Annotated in this window: 21 protein-coding genes and 1 tRNA gene; 11 read left to right on the plus strand and 11 right to left on the minus strand. The window is 47.7% G+C overall.

Features of this window, described 5'->3' with window-relative positions:
* The first annotated feature begins 12 nt into the window (after positions 1-12).
* The 7 genes from GWG06_RS11690 (at position 13) to GWG06_RS11720 (ending at position 4,710) form a co-directional block, all read left to right on the plus strand.
* Entirely contained in the window at positions 13-906 is an 894-nt protein-coding gene (locus tag GWG06_RS11690) for an AraC family transcriptional regulator (RefSeq protein WP_160713445.1), read from the plus strand.
* A 90-nt stretch (positions 907-996) separates the two neighbouring features.
* A complete protein-coding gene (locus tag GWG06_RS11695; protein WP_160713447.1) occupies positions 997-1,875 on the plus strand; it encodes an NAD(P)-dependent oxidoreductase in 879 nt (292 codons plus the stop codon).
* Between the two features lie 138 nt (positions 1,876-2,013).
* The gene (locus tag GWG06_RS11700) at positions 2,014-2,292 is read left to right on the plus strand and encodes a hypothetical protein (protein ID WP_160713449.1); all 279 of its coding nucleotides are present in this window, start codon (positions 2,014-2,016) and stop codon (positions 2,290-2,292) included.
* Between the two features lie 268 nt (positions 2,293-2,560).
* A complete protein-coding gene (locus GWG06_RS11705) occupies positions 2,561-2,887 on the plus strand; it encodes a hypothetical protein (RefSeq protein WP_160713451.1) in 327 nt (108 codons plus the stop codon).
* 80 nt (positions 2,888-2,967) lie between these two features.
* Entirely contained in the window at positions 2,968-3,450 is a 483-nt protein-coding gene (locus GWG06_RS11710) for a RidA family protein (protein WP_160713453.1), read from the plus strand.
* Positions 3,451-3,835: 385 nt separating this feature from the next.
* The gene (locus GWG06_RS11715) at positions 3,836-4,366 is read left to right on the plus strand and encodes a DUF6232 family protein (RefSeq protein WP_160713455.1); all 531 of its coding nucleotides are present in this window, start codon (positions 3,836-3,838) and stop codon (positions 4,364-4,366) included.
* A complete protein-coding gene (locus GWG06_RS11720) occupies positions 4,363-4,710 on the plus strand; it encodes a hypothetical protein (protein WP_160713457.1) in 348 nt (115 codons plus the stop codon). Before GWG06_RS11715 ends, GWG06_RS11720 begins: the two co-directional genes overlap by 4 nt.
* 191 nt (positions 4,711-4,901) lie before the next feature.
* Here the strand turns inward: GWG06_RS11720 and GWG06_RS11725 are convergent, their stop codons facing one another.
* From GWG06_RS11725 to GWG06_RS11735, 3 genes are all read right to left on the minus strand, one after another.
* Complete coding sequence (locus GWG06_RS11725; RefSeq protein ID WP_160713459.1) at positions 4,902-5,375, minus strand: hypothetical protein; 474 nt, start codon at positions 5,373-5,375, stop codon at positions 4,902-4,904.
* Positions 5,376-5,618: 243 nt separating this feature from the next.
* Positions 5,619-5,692, minus strand: a tRNA-Met gene (locus GWG06_RS11730).
* 89 nt (positions 5,693-5,781) lie between these two features.
* Positions 5,782-8,322 (minus strand): mechanosensitive ion channel family protein, encoded by a 2,541-nt coding sequence (locus GWG06_RS11735; protein ID WP_160713461.1) that lies wholly within the window; start codon positions 8,320-8,322, stop codon positions 5,782-5,784.
* Between the two features lie 166 nt (positions 8,323-8,488).
* On the opposite strand from GWG06_RS11735, the gene GWG06_RS11740 reads away from it, so the two are divergent.
* On the plus strand, positions 8,489-10,054 hold the full coding sequence (locus tag GWG06_RS11740) for a glycerol-3-phosphate dehydrogenase/oxidase (protein WP_160713463.1): 1,566 nt from the start codon (positions 8,489-8,491) through the stop codon (positions 10,052-10,054).
* A 251-nt stretch (positions 10,055-10,305) separates the two neighbouring features.
* On the opposite strand, the gene GWG06_RS11745 is transcribed toward GWG06_RS11740, so the two are convergent.
* Genes GWG06_RS11745 through GWG06_RS11760 form a run of 4 tightly spaced genes read right to left on the minus strand, consistent with a single transcriptional unit; the run spans position 10,306 to position 12,458 of the window.
* Entirely contained in the window at positions 10,306-10,899 is a 594-nt protein-coding gene (locus tag GWG06_RS11745) for a nitroreductase family protein (RefSeq protein WP_202183002.1), read from the minus strand.
* A gap of 12 nt (positions 10,900-10,911) precedes the next feature.
* Positions 10,912-11,346, minus strand: a complete 435-nt coding sequence (locus GWG06_RS11750) for an acyl-CoA thioesterase (protein ID WP_160713465.1) — start codon at positions 11,344-11,346, stop codon at positions 10,912-10,914.
* A gap of 15 nt (positions 11,347-11,361) precedes the next feature.
* Positions 11,362-11,943 carry an RdgB/HAM1 family non-canonical purine NTP pyrophosphatase gene (gene rdgB / locus GWG06_RS11755; protein ID WP_127042323.1) on the minus strand — a complete coding sequence of 194 codons (582 nt, stop codon included), beginning with the start codon at positions 11,941-11,943 and terminating at the stop codon, positions 11,362-11,364.
* A 17-nt stretch (positions 11,944-11,960) separates the two neighbouring features.
* Entirely contained in the window at positions 11,961-12,458 is a 498-nt protein-coding gene (locus tag GWG06_RS11760; RefSeq protein WP_127042325.1) for a hypothetical protein, read from the minus strand.
* Between the two features lie 135 nt (positions 12,459-12,593).
* On the opposite strand from GWG06_RS11760, the gene GWG06_RS11765 reads away from it, so the two are divergent.
* The 3 genes from GWG06_RS11765 to rpsG all read left to right on the plus strand — a co-directional run bounded on the left by GWG06_RS11765 (position 12,594) and on the right by rpsG (position 14,852).
* Positions 12,594-13,694, plus strand: a complete 1,101-nt coding sequence (locus GWG06_RS11765; RefSeq protein WP_235938303.1) for a branched-chain amino acid aminotransferase — start codon at positions 12,594-12,596, stop codon at positions 13,692-13,694.
* A gap of 282 nt (positions 13,695-13,976) precedes the next feature.
* Entirely contained in the window at positions 13,977-14,357 is a 381-nt protein-coding gene (gene rpsL / locus GWG06_RS11770; RefSeq protein WP_012789278.1) for a 30S ribosomal protein S12, read from the plus strand.
* A 27-nt stretch (positions 14,358-14,384) separates the two neighbouring features.
* Positions 14,385-14,852 (plus strand): 30S ribosomal protein S7, encoded by a 468-nt coding sequence (gene rpsG / locus GWG06_RS11775; RefSeq protein ID WP_127042327.1) that lies wholly within the window; start codon positions 14,385-14,387, stop codon positions 14,850-14,852.
* A gap of 87 nt (positions 14,853-14,939) precedes the next feature.
* Here rpsG and GWG06_RS11780 read toward each other — a convergent pair whose 3' ends face one another.
* From GWG06_RS11780 to GWG06_RS11795, 4 genes are read right to left on the minus strand one after another with little or no spacing between them, the layout of a single operon-like run.
* Positions 14,940-18,134 (minus strand): collagen-like domain-containing protein, encoded by a 3,195-nt coding sequence (locus GWG06_RS11780; RefSeq protein ID WP_202183003.1) that lies wholly within the window; start codon positions 18,132-18,134, stop codon positions 14,940-14,942.
* A 22-nt stretch (positions 18,135-18,156) separates the two neighbouring features.
* Positions 18,157-18,549, minus strand: coding sequence for a hypothetical protein (locus GWG06_RS11785; RefSeq protein ID WP_160713467.1), 393 nt, complete (start codon positions 18,547-18,549; stop codon positions 18,157-18,159).
* 60 nt (positions 18,550-18,609) lie between these two features.
* Entirely contained in the window at positions 18,610-19,788 is a 1,179-nt protein-coding gene (gene porV / locus GWG06_RS11790) for a type IX secretion system outer membrane channel protein PorV (protein WP_160713469.1), read from the minus strand.
* A gap of 36 nt (positions 19,789-19,824) precedes the next feature.
* Positions 19,825-20,331, minus strand: a complete 507-nt coding sequence (locus tag GWG06_RS11795) for a T9SS type A sorting domain-containing protein (protein WP_127042335.1) — start codon at positions 20,329-20,331, stop codon at positions 19,825-19,827.
* Positions 20,332-20,685 lie beyond the last annotated feature (354 nt).

A 20,685-nucleotide genomic window follows, 5' to 3' on the forward strand; every position in this document is an offset into this window, starting at 1 on the left:
TAACATTGCAGGATGTCCGCCATCAACAATTACACAGATATCACCGCATTTCTGGTTGCGTCCGATGTTGATATCAGCATGCGGTTCGGTGATTTTGTCATCTTTCAGTGGGATAGCCTGAAAGTCTACAACTGTCTGGATACCATCCCCTTCAGAAAACATTTTTTTGAAATCACCTATCAGCAGGAAGGACATCCTGTAAAGCTTGATCATTATATTTTTTCGGGAGAAGGAGATAAGATCTTTTTTGTCAGTCCATACAGATTGCAGTCCTGCGAAACCGGCGGCACCCATTCTGTTAAGGGGTTCACCATTCTTTTTACACCTGAGTTCCTGCATCCTGCTACAGCAGAGAATTACAGACAGCGGGAACTGTATCTGTCCGATTATTTCAGCCATCCTGAACTGGTACTTTCAGAAAAGACAACGGCAGCATTCAGCGAGCTTTTCAGTAAGATACATGAAGAATACCAGCAGCGGGATAACCGTTTCAGCAGGGCCATCATCCGGCATTATCTGCAGATCCTGCTGCTGCTTGGCCGGCAATACGCTGAACCTGAACATACCAGCGAAACCGCTGTGAACAACCGGCCGCAGGAAATCTACAACCGCTTTATGAACCTGGTACAGCAACACTCGCTGCAACAGGCCGGCGTTAAATTCTATGCGGATCAGATGTTCCTGACAACGAAGCATCTATCCGCTACTATCAAAGCTATCAGCGGAACTACAGCGCTCCGGATCATTCATCATGCGCGTATTCATCATGCTAAATCACTGTTGCGGCAGACAGGATCCTCTATTACCGGGATTGCCGATGCCCTGAATTTTGAGAATCCCGATTACTTTTCTGCCTTCTTTAAGAAACATACTGGTATCACCCCGTTGAAATACCGGCAATCCTGATTCATTTTACGACATTCTCAAAGCTAATTCCGACAATCTCAATGCCCGGAGGAATGCCCCTGTTCTAATTTGCAGGATAAATACATCATTATGGAAAACAGACAGAAAGCATTGACCGTAATAGGACTTGGCCCTATGGGGTTTGCGATGGCTGCAGTCTACCTCAGCAAAGGGTATAAAGTAACCGTATGGAACCGCACTGCTTCAAAGGCGGCGCCATTGGTAGCGCAGGGAGCTGTACAGGCTCCGCATATTACGGACGCGGTAAAATCCAGTGAGTTATTGATTATCAGTCTGACGGAATACGCCGGTATGTATACTGTGCTGGAGCCCGCAGCAGCTGTTCTCAGCGGCAAAACTATTGTCAATATGAGTTCAGATTCGCCGGGAGCCGTAGCTGAGGCTGCCGCCTGGGCCGAAGGTCTTGGCGCCTCCTTTCTTTCGGGGGGTATCATGGTACCGCCGCCTTATATAGGTAAGGAGGGGCCGGAGATTTACACTTTCTACAGCGGCAAAAGGGAGGTGTTTGACAGGTGGCAGGCAGATTTGGCTATCATGACTGCCACTGATTTCCGTGGTGAAGATCCACGGCTGGCGATGATCTATTATCAGGCGTTGCTCGACTATATGTATACCGCCGTGGCTGGTATATTACATGCCATCGCCCTGGTACAGTCTGCCGGCATTAAGGCCGCAATATTCGAACCTTACCTGAATAATCTTCTGCAGTTCATGCCGGCGCTGGTAGCGGAATCTGCCACCATCAGGGAAGCGGATGACGGCATTTACAACGGAACCGGAAACAATATGCAGATGCTGAGAGCAGGTGTGCGCCATGTGCTGCATGCAAGCAGGGAGGCCGGTATTAACACCTCGCTTCCGGAAACTATTTTCAGTTTATATGATGCCGTGGTCGGTAAAGGGTTACCAAACGCGGGGATCAATAGTCTGATAGAAGTGCTGAGATAATGATGAATTACGAATGATGAATGGCGAGTGAGCAACGAAGATCTAAGCGAATAAGTAAATTTCATCTTCGTTTCAATCTTCGTTGCTCACTCGCCATTCATCATTCGTAATTCGTAATTTTAAACAGAATTTTTTCCTATGGTTTTTGAAGGACATTACTATCATATGACTTCAGCAGATGTGATGCGGTTTTCCCGTGATGGGAATGCGGTAGAATGGAAAGGCGCCGGTTGGCAGAAACTGGGAACCTGGTCGTTGATCACTGTTGCAGGAAAAACGTTGCTGGAATTCAGGTATAATTATGCGCGGGAGGAAAGGTATGTGGTTACGGTATTACAGCTGGAGGAGGGTATTGTTACAGCTTTCCTGCTGGAAGATGTTTCAGGACGCGGCTGGGAGTTCAGAAGGGAATTATAGACAGGTATTACTTCCTGAGGCTGATGATCAGTGAAATTAAGAGCGTTACAAAAATGATGACGAGCCCTGTTGACAATACAGTTAACCAGGTTGCTACATGGTGTATTCCGGTGAACAGATATGAGGTAATAGGTTCTGCCAGAAAGAAGTAGCTAAGCGATAGGAGTAGCCACAAGAAAAGATGTATAAGGATGCTGACTTTTTTCTTCATGCTGATATCTTATAGATAAAGTAACCTCTTTATATTTGTTTTATATCTCACAACACTATGGTTGCACAACATATGAATTTAAACATCAGATACGATGCGCCTGACGAAATCTGGGATAAAGTGCCGGTAATTTATCAACAGCTGAATGGCTGGATAGGCTTCTGTCCGAAAGGAGAACCTGGTCATGAAGGGTTACCTTACTGGTTTAGTTTTAATGAGCAGGAGAAACATATTTCAGCATCGGTAGAACCAAGCGGGCTTCAATTTACAGGACTAATGGATACCAATGAATGGGATATCTGGGTGCAGAAGATTAAAGAGGTTGCCACAAGAGAATTAGGATATAAAGTTGGAGAAATCGAATTGGGAGAAGTGGATTATTGATATTGAAAGTAGTGCTTTTAAGCTGAAGTAATCTTGGCTGTAATCATAAATATTTATCTTGAGATAAACTATCTATTGCTATGAGAAAACAATTTGGTGTAAGCATTGCAGTCCTGTTACTGCTAACATCTCTGGCCAAAGCTCAATCAGAAAAATCAGCCGTTCAGTTCATTAATCCACCCGGTGTAGCTAAGCCCAACGGATATTCACAAGCCGCTGTTATTAACCTGGGACAGGTTAAAATGATGATACTTTCAGGCCAGGTGCCGTTAGATGTCAATGGTGAACTTATCGGGAAGGATAATTTTGAGCAACAGGCCGGGCAGGTGTTTGTCAATATTCAAAAAATTATAGAGGCAGCCGGCGGCAAGATGTCTGATATCGTGAAGCTTTCCTATTTTATCCTGGATACAAAGAATCTTAAAACACTCCGTGCTGTCAGGGATAGATATATAGATGTACAACATCCGCCGGCGAGTACATTGGTACAGGTTAGTAAATTGTTCCGGGAGGATGTTTTACTGGAGATAGAGGCTACCGCGGTGATTCCGGCTAAGAAATAATTTTATCATGCAGTAAAAACAGCCCTATAAAATTGGACGGAAAACTATAGAGATAATGTGGGTATAAATTATCGGCAAGGCGTGTTAGTTTCAGGTAGTACTTGCGAAATCAGTTCCTGTTTGTTCCTTCCAAAGCGCTCTCATATAAGACTGATATTGAACATATCTTCAACATCACTGCTAAGAGAGTAGCACTAGTAGTAAATAGTATATTCATGTAAAGCGAAATGCGCAAAAAATCTTTCAGACAAATGCTTGATAATCTGTACATATTAATATATTTAACATTTGTGTGAGATGAGGCTCCATTCGTTATAATAACGATATTTTCCTTATATTCGTTATAACTATCCGATTAGATTATTTAACCCCCAAAAATTACAACATGAGTGTTAAGAAAGAAGATGGAAATAACCCGTACAGAGGTTCTTTAATTTTCACTAACACTACCCTTTCATTTGAAGGAACTACCATTCAACTAAAGAATGTTACCAGGTTTACTACTCATGAGGTGAAACGCTACCACAGAATATCGCCATTAGTACTTTTAGTATCTATTATAGTATTTTTTCTGTCTTTCTCGTGGAAAGGAACGGGCTATATTACGGTGATTAGTGGAGCAATTGCCGGATTTGGAATCTATGAGTATTTCCGACCTAAATTATATGCGCTTATCATTGAATTAAGTTCTGCTTCTAACTATACATTCAGTAGCGTTGATAAAGAAGGTATTTTTGAGATCTGCAGAAAGCTTACTTCTGCTATGACAAGTGAAACTCCGGTCAATACGACTGTAACTTTTAACAGTGACAAGATAATATTCGGAGACCATGTGGCCCGCGATAAATACGAAGTCAATAATTCAAATATTGCTAAAATGGGATCTTTCAACAATAATACTGAGACACCAATATGAGTAAGAATGATGAAGTTATGGGAGACAAAATAATTATAAACAACTCCGCAATCGGAGCTGTAGGAAGTAATGCTGTTAACTACGGTAGCGTGACTTCCTCCTCAGAAAATTATGATTACAGCATAATGCTTGCTGAAATTATTAAGCTTAAAGATACGATTAGCGCAATGCCAACAAGTGACGCACATATACTTGCCCTTTCAGCTCTTGTTCAGGCTGAAGAAGGTGCATCTACCCAAAATGGAGCGTTCATGACAGGTGCGTTGCGGAAATTAGGCTCCTGGGTATTTAATGTGGCGAGAGATATAGGGGTGAATGTTATAGCAAACTATATCGGGAAGTAAAAAGCGCTGGTGATATTCGTTATAGAGATCCGGGTAACTGTATTTGAGCTTATTAGCTGATGGAATTTTGTTAATCCGGATTTTTAAAGATATCTGACAAGAAAGGCTTTCAGCATTGCTGGAAGCCTTTTTTGTCGTAGTGGGAAGGGGAAAATTTTCTAACCAATTCGGGATAGATCAATTAATAACGCTTAGCAGTTTGTGGCAGAATGGTCACCGGATTGCGTCCAATCTTGCGTATGCCGATACCGCCCAAAACCAAGTGTATCAAATTCATCTTTATTATGATCCGCAATAACATCGAAGGTCCTTAAAACAATATTTATCGCCTCCTGTCCATACGCTAATTCAGCATTTCTTTTTCCATCTTTCCAAATTATCCCTGTTTGTCCACCTTCGCCTCCAAAATAGGTTACTTCTACATATGCCAGCGGTTTTTCTTTTATTGCGCCCAATACATTCATTTCTATAGTGACCGTTAAATATTCAAAACCGTCAACGCCTTCAGTGGCATCCAACTCATTTATCTGATCGAATAAATCCTCTGTAAGAGGAATTAATGAAATGTCCTGGTCCAGGTTTACTGGTATTGCCAGATTGTATGCTTTACAAATACAATTTATATCTCTTGATTTGCCGATAAAGGCGTTTAAATAATATCCCATTACAGTGAGTTATAAATATTAGAGTGCTTGTCCAATAATACCAGGTGAGAACTCTTATGGATTCAGATTATTGTCAACCAATTAGATGGAAGCTCTTTTTTAGAAGAAATTAAATGTTCATAATAAAATAAAGCTATTATAATCTCTTCTTTGTAATCACACTATAGATAGCTCTAAAATACTACCGGATTGCCATGCTAAAGCAAAAAAGGCTTTCAGCATTGCTGAAAGCCTTTTTATTCGTAGCGAGATCGGGAGTTGAACCCGAGACCTTTGGGTTATGAATCCAACGCTCTAACCACCTGAGCTACCTCGCCATGGCCGTTTTTCAGAGTATCTATCCTCAAAACGGGAGTGCAAAGATAACGGCTTATAAATGAAAATTCAAAATGTATGACTCATTTTTTTACAAATTTTTTTCTGCATCCCCGGAACGGCCTCCTGATCCCGGTTGCCGGACACGCGAAAGTATCCCTTCATCCACACTCCGGATATGCAGATCCCGCTGTGGAAACGGCAGTTCTATTCCCGCTTTGCTGAAAGCGTCATAGATATATGCCAGCACGGCGCTTTGTATGCTGCCGGCATTGCCCAGATCTGCTATCCAGAAGTACACCTGGAAATTAATGGAATTATCCGCAAACTGGGAAAGCAGTACCAGCGGCTCAGGAGCGGTCATCACCCCCTCCCGGTCCGGGAAAGCGCTTTTGATAATATCCGTTGCCTGCTGCACATTGGTGCCGTACGCAACGCCGATGGTGAAGGTAACCCGGCGTACCCGGTTGGTCACCGTCCAGTTGATGAGCTGTTGTGAGATAAGGTCGGCATTGGGAACAATAACGGTAGAACCATCATAGGCGGCTATCTTGCTAGAGCGGATCCCTATCTCCTTCACCACGCCTGAACGTGTGCCCAGCTCTATGACATCGCCTACTTCTATCGGCTTCTCAAATGCCAGTATGATCCCGGATACCAGGTTATTCACAATATTCTGCAGCCCGAAACCTATACCTACGCTCAATGCGCCGATAACGATCGTGAGCTTGTCCATGGGTATACCGGAGGCGGCAAAGGCCAGCAGTACACCGCCGGCCAGTACGGCCAGCCGCAGCAGCAACAGCGTGGAACCGAATTTCGTTTTCTGTGCCGGCGCAGTGCTCTGCCCGGTGTTGCCAAACATATAGGCGATCAGCTGCGAGGCTACAAATGATATCCAGATGACCAGTACAAAAATGATTACACTGCTGAATGTAAAATCTGAATTCCCCAGCCGGTGGCTGGTTGACAGGAAGTCACTGATAACCTCGTAGATGGCGTCATACAGGTAAAGATTGCGTGCTATGATAATCAGCCAGCCTACAAAGGCTACCACCGTCAGAAATGTTTTTAACTTCCTTTGCACATCCTGGTAGTCCATGAAGGAAATGAAGGTGCTGGAATTTTTATTGGATTCTACCTGCAAAAAAACTGCTTCCAGCAATATTTTAACGAGTATATAGAGATTCAGTGCCATCACCAGGTTTACTACCGCGCTGGACCCCATGATCTTGGCGGTGCTCACCCGCGCCATTACCACCAGTAACAGAGAAAGCGCACTGGTGAATGCAAATATCTTTATCACCGGGCCGGTAAACTTCGGATGGGCAAAGGTGCTCATAGCGGTTTCCCTTAACAGCCGCACCGCCAGCAGCAGGGATAATACAGCGCAGATGAATAACCCCCATTGTTCTGCATATGTTACTTCTATCAGCAGGTTATTCAGACAATACACCAGAAACAATCCGAGTAACAGTAACCAGTTCCGGAACAGGGTGGCAGGAAGATGATGGCGGAATACAACCGTCAGCGCTGCCATCGTCAGCATCCAGTTGATTTCTGTATAAAGAATAGGATACCGGATAGATAAAACTGAAGATAATGTGGTTACAAAGATGACGATAGATGCTACCGGAAACCTGTACAGATACTGGGCATGCTGCAATATGGCTTCTCCTTCCTGCTCCGGATGATTACGGCGGATACGCCGGATGTTGTTATATACCCAGATGGCAAAAATCCCTGCCAGCAGGATCCAGATGATAAATACCGGCCACTGTATGGAGAAAAATATCACCAGCACCTGCGCACTTTTATGCAATGAATTCCTGACTACCGGAATAAATTTCAGGGGATCAATACTGTCCCGGTGCGGATTCCACAAATACCGGTAATCGCGCCGGAACATATTGGCGGAGAAGGTCTTCAGCCGGTAATCCATATCCTCCAGCAGGTTGGATACTTCTATGTACCGGTTGGCAACTCTGTTCTGCAGCAACCCTATTTTAATCAGACTAACCTTATTGGCGCTGTCTACTGATCTGAATTTGATGATGAGCCGCGACAGCTGACCGATGTAAAATCCGTACAGTTCATCTTCCGCCGGAATGTTCCGCATGGAAGTATCCCGGCGCAGGGAGTGAATGGTGTCGTTAATACCTACCAGCTGATTATAATAGGAGAACAGGCTTTGCTGCCAGGTGCCCAGTTTCCGCTGCAGCTGTTCCAGCATTACCTTGTTGGTGTAGATGTCGTTGATATTAGGGGTGCGCCCCAATCCGGCAATATTCGATTTCACCAGGTCCAGGGAGGTATCTACCAGCGGTACTTCATTACTGATGCGCATGGTATCAAAGCCGCGCTTCAGAATACTCATCTGCTGGTTCAGCAGCAGGGTATATCCTTCTATCCGGTTAATCAGTACACCTACGGCTGTATCGGATTTGATGATGGTGGAATCCTTTTTCGCCAGCTTGCTGAGGTTTCTGCTGATGGTGGCGCTGTCTACCGCTACCATATGTATGGTATCCGGGCTGCTGCCTTTTTTCTGGGCGGTAGCCACGCCGGCGGTGGTTAACAACAGGCAAACTAATACGGCTAACCTGTATGGGTATGTCAAGATAACCTTCATGAACATATGTTTATAACAGCGGTCTTGTATGAGGAACATTTTTTGCAGCTAAAAGTTCCGTTTTGCAGAACTTTTAGTTAGCTGGACCGTTAACATTCTTGTAAACGTTTTATACGATGATGCAGTACGCCATTTCAAGGTAATTTAATTGTCTGAAATCTCCTGTATGAAAAGAGAAGTTATTGTTGCAGCCCTTAGAAAGAACCCCGAACCCTGGGATATTGTGGTGGTAGGCGGTGGTGCTACCGGTCTGGGAGCAGCCCTGGAAGCAGTTACCCGTGGATATCGCACCCTCCTGCTGGAGCAGACGGATTTTGCAAAATCCACTTCCAGCAAAAGCACCAAGTTGGTACACGGCGGGGTACGCTACCTCGCGCAGGGAGATGTATCCCTGGTCCGCGAAGCCAGCGTGGAACGCGGCAGGCTCGCGCATAACGCTCCTCACCTGGTACGTAATCTCAGCTTCGTGATACCCACCTTCAGCATATGGGAAAACCTGAAATATACAATCGGACTGAAAATGTACGACTGGCTGGCAGGAAGACTCAGCCTCGGCAGGTCGGTACATATTTCCAAAGCAGCTACACTGGAGAAGCTGTCTACCCTGAAAAAGGAACGGCTCGCCGGCGGTGTACTGTATCACGACGGCCAGTTCGACGACAGCCGCCTGGCAGTTAACCTCGCACAGTCTATCTCCGACAATGGCGGAACAGTACTGAACTATATGCAGGTAACAGGGCTGCGTAAAGATGAATTCGGAAATATCAGCGGACTAACGGTCAGGGATACACTAAATGGGGGAGAAGAGTTATATATCAATACCCGCGCTGTTATCAACGCTACGGGTGTGTTTGCAGACGGGCTCCTGGAAATGGATAATCCCGGTGCACCCAGATCTATCGCCGCCAGCCAGGGGGTGCATGTAGTGCTGGACAGCCGCTTCCTTCCCGGGCACAACGCCCTCATGATTCCCGCTACCAGCGATGGACGCGTGCTGTTCGTAGTACCCTGGCACGATAAGGTGGTGGTAGGAACCACCGATACGCCCGTAAATCATATCAGCCTGGAACCCCGTGCGCTGGAAGAAGAAATCAACTTTATCCTCACCACCGCCGGACAATACCTGGTGCACGCCCCGCAACGCAGCGACGTACGCAGCGTATGGGCTGGCCTCCGCCCGCTGGCAGCCGCCAAAGCAGAAGGACATAAGACAAAGGAAATATCACGCAGTCATAAAATTATCGTTGCCGCATCCGGACTTATCACCATCATAGGAGGGAAGTGGACAACCTACCGCCGCATGGCCGAAGACGTCATCCATCAGCTGGAAGTCTCCCTGCGCTGGAAACAAACGGAGTCGGTAACCCATGAAATGCCTGTCCACGGCGCCACCACAGCTACCAACTGGGATGATCCCTGGTATTTCTACGGCGCTGATGCCGCCGCCATCCGTGAACTCGCCGCCTCGCAACCCGATATGAACGAAACCCTCAGCGAACCCTATCACATCAAAAAAGCCCAGGTAGTATGGGCCGTCCGGGAAGAAATGGCCCGCAACATCGACGACTTCCTGGCCCGCCGCATCAGACTCCTCTTCCTCGACGCCCGTGAAGCCCTTCGTATAGCCCCCGCCGTAGCCGCCATCATGGCCACCGAACTCAACAAAGACAACCATTGGGCAGCTGCCCAGGTAAAAGCCTTCGAACAGGAAGCGGAAACTTACATCATATAAATTACGAATTACGAATTACGAATTGCGAATGAGGAACCCCATCTGAGCAGGCAGGAATCTGGAATTAATTATGAATTAAGAATTATGAATGATGAGTTAAAGCGAAGATCAAAGCGGATAATACCACAGTTATCCAACCGCTCTGATCTTCGCTTTAACTCATCATTCATAATTCTTAATTCATAATTAATTCCAGATTCCTGCCTGCTCAGATGGGGTTCCTCATTCGCAATTCGTAATTCGTAATTAACTCAAATTATCCATTTTACTTTTTCACTCAGCGGTTTCACGCGTTTTCCCGGCTGCATAGGCTCATCGGTATAGCCCAGGTAAAAGAAGCCAAGTACCTGATCGTCATCGCCGAGGCCGAGGTAGTTTTGCATGGCGGGGTGGAAGGTCATGCCGCCGGAGCCCCAGTAGGCGGCCAGCTGGTGGGCGGTAGCGCCGAGCCACATGTTTTGTACGGCGCAGGAAACGGCTGCAATTTCTTCAATCACCGGTATTTTGGGATTGCTGCCACGTTTCATGCAGATGGCTATGATGTGAGAGGCCAGGTTACCCTGGTTCTTCAGCTTGTCGTAGTTGCCGGCAATGTATTTATCTGCGGGGGTGTATTGTTTGTACAGGTCGGCGTGGTCGGTGCAGAACTGTTGTACTTTATCGCCACTGTATACGATGAAATACCAGGGCTCTGTATGGCCGTGGGTAGGCGCCCAGTCAGCCAGCTGCAGCAGCTCCTGCACGGTTTCATCGGCTATTTTACGCCCGTTCATGCTGGTCGGCTTTACGTTGCGGCGTGTTGCAATTATTTTGTCCAGGTAGCTGGTTGTCGTTGTCTGTTCCATAATCAGTCGTTTTTATAGTTCCAAAGCCGCTTTCATGGCTGCGGGTAGCTTCATGATCTTGCGGGTGTTATAGTCAAAGCATATCATGCCGGTTTTGGCTTCTGCAATCGTGATGGGTTGTTGGTCGCGGGTGGTAGTTATTTTATAAAACAGGTCAAACCCGAACGGCCCGAAGTCGCCGGCAGTAACGGCTACATTAAAAATGTCGCCATGAAAGCCTTCTCCTTTGTAGGTCATGGCTACATCCGCCATAATAAGACCGGTGTTGGCCACTTTATCCAGTTCCTTGTAGCCGAGGCTTTGCAGGTATTGAATGCGGGCTTCGTGCATGATGGATAATATGGCGTCGTTGCCTACATGGTTACCATAATTCACATCCTGTATACGTATGGGTATCTGTATGTTAAAGGAAAAGTGTTCCGGAAGATCGATTTTTATTCTCGCCATTTTTTTCTGTAGATATTAAGATAAGGTTTTCAGAAAGCTGACAAATTTTTCGAAGGCGCGTGCCCGGTGGCTGTACTGGTTTTTCTCGGCCAGCTCCATCTGTGCGAAAGAGCGGGTGGCTCCTTCCGGTATGAAGATGGGATCGTAGCCAAATCCTTTCTCGCCCGCAACGGCAGTGGTGATATGCCCTTTGCTGATACCTTCAAACTGGTATTCCCTGCCGTCCAGTATCAGGGAGATAACGGTACGGAACTGCGCACTGCGGTTGGTCAAGCCCTCCATTTCCTGCAATACTCGGGCGATGTTGTCGGCCGCCAGCTTCTGTTCGCCGGCATATCTGGCGCTCAGCACGCCGGGAGCGCCGTTCAGCGCGGCTATTTCCAGACCGGTATCTTCTGCGAAGCAGTTCTTTTGCGTCATCCGGTGTATGGTTTCGGATTTTTCCCGGGCATTGGCCTCCAGGGTGTCATGCGGTTCCGGAATATCAATGTCAATACCGGCTTCCTGCAGGGTGATAATCTCAAACTGGTTACCCAGCAGTGACCGGAATTCCTTTACTTTATTCTCATTGTTGGTGGCAAATATCAGTTGCGTCATCTTTGAATAATATTAATCTATATTCCCAATAATTGTTTTAATCCGGCCCAGAGCTTCGCTTTCAGCATTTTATCACTGCCAATCAGCCCCAGGTCATCTGATTGCAGCAGGGTAGTGCCGTTAACGGTCACCAACTGATAAGGAGGTATGTCCTGTAATCCCAGTGGCCCGTGAGCGCTGCCGAATACCACAATTCTTTCCATCCTTACGGCTTTCTGCCAGTCCGCAAAGCCCAGTTGCGGGTAGTGGAAGGTGTTAATAAGGCATACATCCTGCATGCCCAGTTTGCAGGCGTTTAATATATTGGTAAGGAGGTTAAATAATTCCTCGTTTAAGTACGCTTCATTTTCATTTTGTATGAATAGCGCAATGTTTTTTTGATTTTCTCCTAAATATTTGACTTTAGGCACTGTATTTTCCGCAGTGGCAACCGGCTCGCTTTTCCGGGGAATGATTGGCTGGGTAAAGATTTTAGCCAGAAAGTACGGATCCAGTTCCAATTGCTCAAGCGACATAATTATAATAATTTAATTTAATACGAAAGTTCCGCGTTGGGAAAAATCAGTTTATTTGCACTGCCAATCCCCGTCCGGGGGTGGCAAGGCACAGCGATTGAAAATGTAAAAATATTGAGATAAAATTGATTAACCATGATGGTAACTAAATCAACAGTTAAGGAAGAAGCATTACAGAAGATTAAAGTCACAAAAACTACGCACAGCAGGTTGAGTGAAGTGGATTTTAATAACCTGGCATTTGGGAAGATGTATGCTGACCATATGCTGGTAGCTGATTTTGACGGGAAAGAATGGAAAAATCCGGTGATAATGCCCTTCCAGAACTTCTCGGTAAGTCCTTCAAATGCCGCCTGGCACTACGGACAGGCCATTTTTGAAGGTATCAAGGCTTATAAGGATCCTCAGGATAACCCGATGATTTTCAGGCCATATGATAATTACAGACGCTTTAATGCCTCTGCCGAAAGAATGGGTATGCCCTCCGTTCCGGAATGGCTGTTCATCGGTGGTATGGACATGCTGATCGATATGGACCGTGACTGGGTACCTACAGGCCCGGGATGCTCCCTCTACCTGCGCCCTTTCATGATTGCCGCAGATGAATTCATCGGAGTACGCCCTTCCGATACCTACCGGTTTGCCATTATCAACTCGCCTTCCGGTCCTTATTTTAATAAGCCCATCAAACTGCTCGTGCAGGATAAATACGTACGCGCCTTCCCCGGCGGCGTAGGCTACGCCAAAGCTGCCGGTAACTACGGCGGTACCATGTATCCTACCATGCAGGCCCGGAAACAGGGGTATGACCAGATCCTCTGGGTGGATGGCTACGAACACAAATACCTGCAGGAATGCGGTACCATGAACGTATTTGCTATCATCGGAAATACCGCCGTTACTCCCGATCTTACCCAGGGTACCATCCTGGAAGGGGTTACCAGGGCCAGTGTAATTGATGTGCTGAGCGATATGGGCCTCACCGTGGAAGAAAGACCGGTTTCCATCGATGAAATCGTAGACGCCTATAAAACAGGCGCCCTCCGCGAAGTTTTCGGTACCGGTACCGCTGCCAGCGTTGCCTACGTGGAAGAACTGGACTACCAGGATGTACAGATCCGCCTCGATACTACAAAGTATACCACCGGTGCAGAAGTGATCGCCCGTCTGGACGGAATCCGTACCGGCCGTGCAGCAGATCCAAGAGGCTGGAACTATATAGTAGGTGAAAAATAATGAGTTATATATTAATAATATCATGAAGAATAGGGTCATGGAATTGACCCTATTTTTTTATGGTAGTTTCTGAGGGAAATCATACCTTTGCAATCCGGATTTTGGTAACCTTCATTATACATATAGTATAAACCAGCTTTTCCGCCGACGGAAATATATACCGGCAAAAAATATTCGAAACAATTTTGTTATTAACACATATAGTTTTACCTTTGCCCTCCCAAAATCCCTTATGGGAAATTTGGATGTCATTGTAAACCGACATAAAAAACTAGGTAAAGAATGCCTACTATACAACAATTAGTAAGAAAAGGAAGAGAAATTATCCGGGCTAAGTCTAAGTCCAGGGCATTAGATAGCTGCCCTCAGCGTCGTGGTGTTTGTACACGTGTGTACACAACTACGCCTAAAAAACCTAACTCCGCTTTGCGTAAAGTTGCAAAGGTGCGTTTGACCAATAAAGTTGAGGTGATTGCTTACATCCCCGGTGAAGGTCACAACCTGCAGGAGCACTCCATCGTACTGATCCGTGGTGGAAGGGTAAAAGATTTGCCTGGTGTTCGTTACCACATCGTTCGCGGTTCCCTGGATACTGCTGGTGTGAAAGACAGAAAGCAGAGCCGTTCCAAATATGGTACTAAGAAGGAAAAGGCTAAAAAATAATAATTAACTAGTCGTAATTTTCAATAAATGAGAAAGCAAGCTGCAAAAAAATTGCCTCTGGCTCCGGATCCTAAGTTTAATGATAAGCTGGTTACCCGCTTCGTTAATAACGTTATGGAACAAGGAAAAAAGAGCATTGCCTATAAAATTTTCTACGATGCTGTGGATAAGGTAAGCCAGATGACCGGCGAAAACGGTTACGAGGTTTGGAGAAAAGCATTAAACAATGTTACTCCTGCTGTAGAAGTTAGAAGCCGCCGTATTGGTGGTGCTACCTTCCAGATTCCTGCTGAAGTTCGTCCCGATAGAAAAGTATCCCTGAGCATCAAATGGTTGGTTCGCTTCGCTGGCGAAAGAAACGGTAAGAGCATGGCTGATAAGCTGGCGAATGAAATCGTGGCAGCAAGCAAAGGTGAAGGCGCAGCATTCAAGAAGAAAGAAGATACTCACCGTATGGCTGAAGCTAACAAAGCTTTCTCTCACTTCAGAGTATAGTTATAGCCCTAACAGGCAACTCAATATATTTGGCAAACAGTTCCTCTACGGAACTGTTTGCCTTTTTATGTTTGAACGCCTGCACTGCTATTTTATATTCACCAACACCTTAATCACACCTGCCTCTCCGGCAAATTCCTGCAAAGCCTTACCAATCACCTGCCCCGGCTTCACCCTATCCACATCCGCTCTCATCGCATAACCCGCTTTCCCCGAAGTAACCAGCAAATCTCCCCGGTGAACAGGGCCATTTTCATTGCATACCTTCGTTGGAATCACTCCTACCATACCCATGGGCACTTCGCCGGAAAGATCCGTTTCAATATCATGCTCGGTTAACAACAGCCCCGGTTGCGTGGCATAAACACCTGCAACCAGCGATGAATACGGCACGGAACATTTTTCTACCATCCTATCCGTATGCGTGGCTATCACCAGCACATCTCCCGGTTCATAAGCAGCCCGGTTACCGCTGACAGCAAAAGATTCCGCTACGTCTGCCCCGGAGTTCTGGGTGCCTCCGTTAAAGAATCCCCGGCCAGCCTTATTAATCCTGGCTACGTTAGTCCCCAGGCTCTGATAAACAGCAATGCTGCCGGATGCTCCCCGGTGATCCACCACCAGCACACTACCTGTCCCGTCATTTCTCATCGCTACCGCCGGATTGCTATTCGCCGTGTTGAAATTCACAAACCTGGCCGCTCTGCCCGTTCCGAAATTTGGCACCCAGCCAAAGATGGCATTACCGGAACCACTGACGGTGGCTTCTACACCATCTCCGATATTGGTTGCACTGGCAGTAACGCCATTGCCATTACCCTGTGCTATGGCTACCAGGGCTGGCCCGTTTCCTGCCGGGTTAGACTGGTAAAATAAGCCACCAAATCCACCCGTACCGGATGACTCCCCGAATACGCCTGCCGTCCCGAAATTGGCAAACTGCGAAGTCACTACGCCATGTACGGCCGGAGAGGTGCCCGTGGTTTTATCCACTATAAAGTAACCGGCAGTACCATTACCCACCGTTCTGCTGGTTAATACATTATTGGTATTGGATTCGTTAAATACCTGGAATACCGCGGCCTTACCGGTTCCCAGCGTAGGTACCCAGCCATATACAGCCCGGCCGGTACCCATTACGGTAGATTCTACTCCATCACCGTCTTTGTCTACACTGGCATTAATGGCATTGCCGTTTCCTTTATTGACAGCTACCAGCGCCTTGCCATTACCCGCTGTATTACCGGCATAGAAAAACCCCGCCATACCCCCCGTTCCGGCTGATTCCCCGAAAATGGCACTGGCGCCGAAATTGCCGAAAATGGTATTAACCTTTGCCCTGACCGCTGCGGATACGCTGTTGGTACCGGTTACTTCAAAGTAGCCGGCGCTTGCCTTCTGATAATCGCCGGGATCTCCGTTACTGGCAGTAATCGCCTCCAGTGTATTGACATCATTCGCGGTATTGAAATTTTCGAAACGTCCGGCACGTCCGGTACTGTTGTTAAGCCCTATCTGGCCTAAAACAGCTATAGCATTACCACTGGTGTTGGTAGCTACAAAACCTCGTACGCCATAGCCGCCGCCGTCATTACGGCCCACCACAGCTCCTGCTATATCGCTGGTGGTACGGCCTACCACAGCCTCGCCTCCTCCGGAATGATCGCCTATCACGCCTGCCGCACTTATAGCTGCCGTAATACCGTGTACACCGGTATTACCGGTACTGTTCCCGAAAACCGCCTTTCCCGTACCGGTAGTGGTAGCATTTACTACTGTTCCGTTACCGGTGGTGGAGGCATTGATCACTGCGTTGTTGTTAGCACTGTTGAAAATGGCTGCCGCCATAGGTATTCCGTTGTTACTGGTAGCATTCAGTCCTGTTCCGGTATTGCTGTTGGCATATACGCCAAAGCCGTTACCGCTCGCATTACCATACACGCCCAGTCCGTTGGGGGTAGAACCATAAACTCCCCAGCCGCTGCCATTCTGAGATCCCCACACGCCTATTCCCAGCCCGCCGGTACCATTGTTAACTCCTTTTACTGCGGCGGAAAACCCTCCGGGTGTGGCGGAGCTCACGATTCCCCTGACAGCGGCAATGTTGCTGGTAGTTACATTGGAAACCCCTTCCAGGGAGGTTCCATCACCGTTATTGGCAATGGAAAACAAGGTGGCGGCATTGTTATCAGTGGCGGAATAAGGAAGCGTTAATCCACCACCTACATTTCCGGGAGTCCATTGGGCGCCGTCAAATTTTAATACCTGGTTCAGGGCAGGAGCTACGTTGGTAACAGCTTTTCCCTGAATACCGGTTACTGTCGGACCAGGGTAGGTGCCCCCAAGATCTCCGCTGGCAGCTACACCATTGATGTTGCCCGCAGGTCCTGCCGGTCCGATAGGCCCAACTGGTCCTACTGGTCCTGCTGGTCCTGCTACGCCTGCCAGTCCCGCTGGTCCAACCGGTCCCACTGGTCCCGCTATACCTGGAGCACCTGCTGGCCCCACTGGTCCAACCGGTCCCACTGCACCAGCCGGCCCTATTGGTCCAATCGGCCCCACTGGTCCTACTGCGCCCGCGGGTCCTATTGGTCCCACAGGTCCAGCTGCTCCTGCCGGACCAGCAATTCCTGCGGGCCCTACTGCACCAGCCGGTCCTATTGGTCCCACCGGTCCAACAGCTCCTGCTGGCCCTGCAGGCCCAACAGCTCCCGGAGGACCAACCGGACCTGCTGCACCAGCTACGCCAGCCGGCCCGATTGGACCAACAGGCCCCGCAGGTCCCACTGGTCCGATCGTACCCGCTGGCCCTACCGGTCCAACCGGCCCTGCAGCACCGGTTGGACCCGCAGGACCTGCAGGCCCCGCCGGTCCGGGATTGCCGTTAGCGGCATAAAGGGCAAAGGGGACGCTTGCCAGTGGTGATATCCCCAATACCTGATAACTGTCCGATCCCGTTGCTGCTTCTACTTTAATGAATTGATTGGCATTCGCCCACGGAACTGCACTGAAAGTACCGCTGGTAGGCGTGCCATTACCAATCTGCAGATTGAAAAGCCCCAGCTGATTGGTAACTGCATCATGCGTTTCCTGGTATTGTACAGGACCGGTAGCACTACCGCCAAGTACGGATATCCGGACTTTAATGCCCTGGTTCGCCAGCACAGTACCGTTGCTGTTTCTAGCTACTGCCTGATAGTTGATGCTCTTCAGCCCGTTCTGCGCATGCAGGGAAAGCGCCATGGTTAAAAAGCAGATAAGAAGCAAGTATCTTTTTTTCATAGTAGATGTTTTTATGGTACTGTTATGGTTTTTGTTTTACAGAGGCTTGTTTTTCAGGAAGCGTGGCCTGCTCTATGGTATGCTTTTCAGGGCCGGGTACAGGTGGTTGCTTGGCCGCCGCTTCCGCCTGGGAAAAATCTGAAGGAGCCTGCTGTCTGCCGCCGGCAGCAGCTGCACGTTGCATTTTTCCTGCTACGGCAGTGGAATGCGCTTTATAGCCAGGGAAAAAATATTCCATCAGAGATTTACCCCGGAATTGCGCCGCCGCCTCACTGGCTGGCTTTTGCTGTTCATTGTTCTTCAGCTGCTGATATTCCTGCTGGAGATTGGGAAACAATACCCGGCCCTCTTTTTCCTGTGCGCGGGCTGCAAGGGTACACAGCACCAGGGTGACAGATAGCATGATTAGTTTCATATAGTTGATTTAAGGAGAGGTAAAGAATAGGCCATGCCGGCCGTTTTATCTGAATAGCTGTTATTCTTCCGGCCTGTTTTCGGTATTGCCGCCTATGTTGAAAACGAGCGAGAATTTCAGGGTGCGTCGTTGACGTAAGCTGCCATCAGTAGGGCTTACAAAGGCTACATCCAGCTCCATACCGGAAAACCGGACACCCATACCTGCGGAAAAATGTTGCCGGTAGCCCTTATTGGGATGCTCGTAGAAATAACCGGTTCTCAGGAAAAAGGCCTGCTTGTAGGCATATTCTATTCCTACGCCGGCAGTAAATTCCCGTATCTCTTCCTGAAAGCCATCCGGGGCATCTCCAAAAGAAGAAAAGATGGCCGCCACCACCCCCCGGTTGGGATCTTTCCCTTTCAGTATCCGGTTGGTTTCTATGCCGTTGGAATCCAGCGCATAAACAGGAGGAGTGGGTACGAGCAGTTTGTTGATATCTGCAGAAATGGTGAACTCATGTTCGTTGGTATGAACAAACGTATAACCGCCGCCGATACGCAGGCTCATAGGCAGAAAACTCTTGCGGGTATTATCATCCGTGTATTGCAGCTTGGTGCCTATATTCGTCAGGCTGACGCCAAAGCAATACCTGTTGCCGAAATCCAGTTTATCTGCCGAATTCTGGTAATAATAACCCACATCTCCCGCTACTGCAGATGCCGGCTTCTGCTGAAGGCCGTTGAAGGAGCCTTCTCCCAGCTGACTGCGGATATACCGCATGGAAATGGCCAGCGACATATGGTTCCCCAGCTTACGCGCATAAGAGGCGTCTACGGCAAATTCTTTCGGTGTGTAATCCTGCAGAATAGTACCGTTGTCATCCCTGAAGGTAACCTGCCCGTATTTGAAGTATTTCATGGAAATACCCACGCCCTCCCTGCTGTTCCAGTTTTTGTAGGCAGATACATACGCCATGTTGGATTGGTTGCTGTTGAGTTCCCACATCCAGGGAGAATAATTGGCGCTGACGCCCCAGTCGCCGGCAAAAACTATTTTGGCGGCATTGGAAAACAAAGCGTTCGGATCAGGCGCCAGCCCCGTGGTGGCGTCGCCTGTACCGCTGCTCCTGGCGTCCGGATTAATCAGCAGAAAACTGGCGCCGATGTTAGGCGCTTTCTGCCCGGCTTTCTGGCCGTACAGCGGGCGCTCACAGAGCAGTAAACCAGTAAGTAGTAAAAGTGTGTAACCGTGTTTCATGTTTTCGGCATTTAAGAGGTGAGAGGGCAGCTACGGCTATTGTACAATGAGCTTTTCATAATAAATGCTGGAACCGACTTTCAACATGACCGTGTAAATGCCTGCTGCGAAATGATTGACAGGAAGTACTACCGTAGTTTTACCCACACCCAGCCGGATAACCTGGGAGTGCAGCGTTTGCCCTGCCGTATTAATTACCTGGATAGTGGTGGTTGCCTCCAGCAACAGATCAAACTGAATCTTTGCATTGGATACCGCCGGATTGGGGAAAATGAGGTAACTCTTTACCGGACTGGCTCCGGGAGCCAGCGGCGGCAGTTCTTCCGGCTGCTGAAAGCCCTGCGTCAGCAATAAACGGCCATCGGAAATGGTCTGTACAACGCTTTCTCCGATGGTGTACTGAATGCGGGTGCCATTGACGACCCCGCTGCCGCCATTGCTGGCTGTTACCTGCCGGTTGAGAATCAGTTGTGCATGCGCTGTAAGGCACAGCAAGGTGAGCGCACATAGCGCCAGGATGCACTTGGGGAGAATGCACTTCATAAAAGATAGGTTGATTTGATATGTTAATACACTATTTCGCTACAATTAGTCGTGATATGTAGTCAGGTAGTAAACAATAAGATGAGTGGGAGCGTATTATTGTTTCATGCATGCTCTGTCTGTATTTTCAGAAGATCGCGCTACCGTAGATTTTCAATCAGGCTATGGTGTCCTACACGGGGCTGATACATCAATAACAATATCAAAGTAATTTAGGTTGGGTAGTGCGCTCAGATTTACTTATTACCACTAATTTGAAGGATTTGAAAACAAAAGAAAAAGGATATTTAGCTATCGGCAGTATTTGATGAAAAAACGGCTGATACAGCGCCAAAACTGGTTATGAGCACCATT

Source organism: Chitinophaga solisilvae, from assembly GCF_009928525.1.
In the GTDB taxonomy this organism is placed as follows: Bacteria; Bacteroidota; Bacteroidia; order Chitinophagales; family Chitinophagaceae; genus Chitinophaga; species Chitinophaga solisilvae.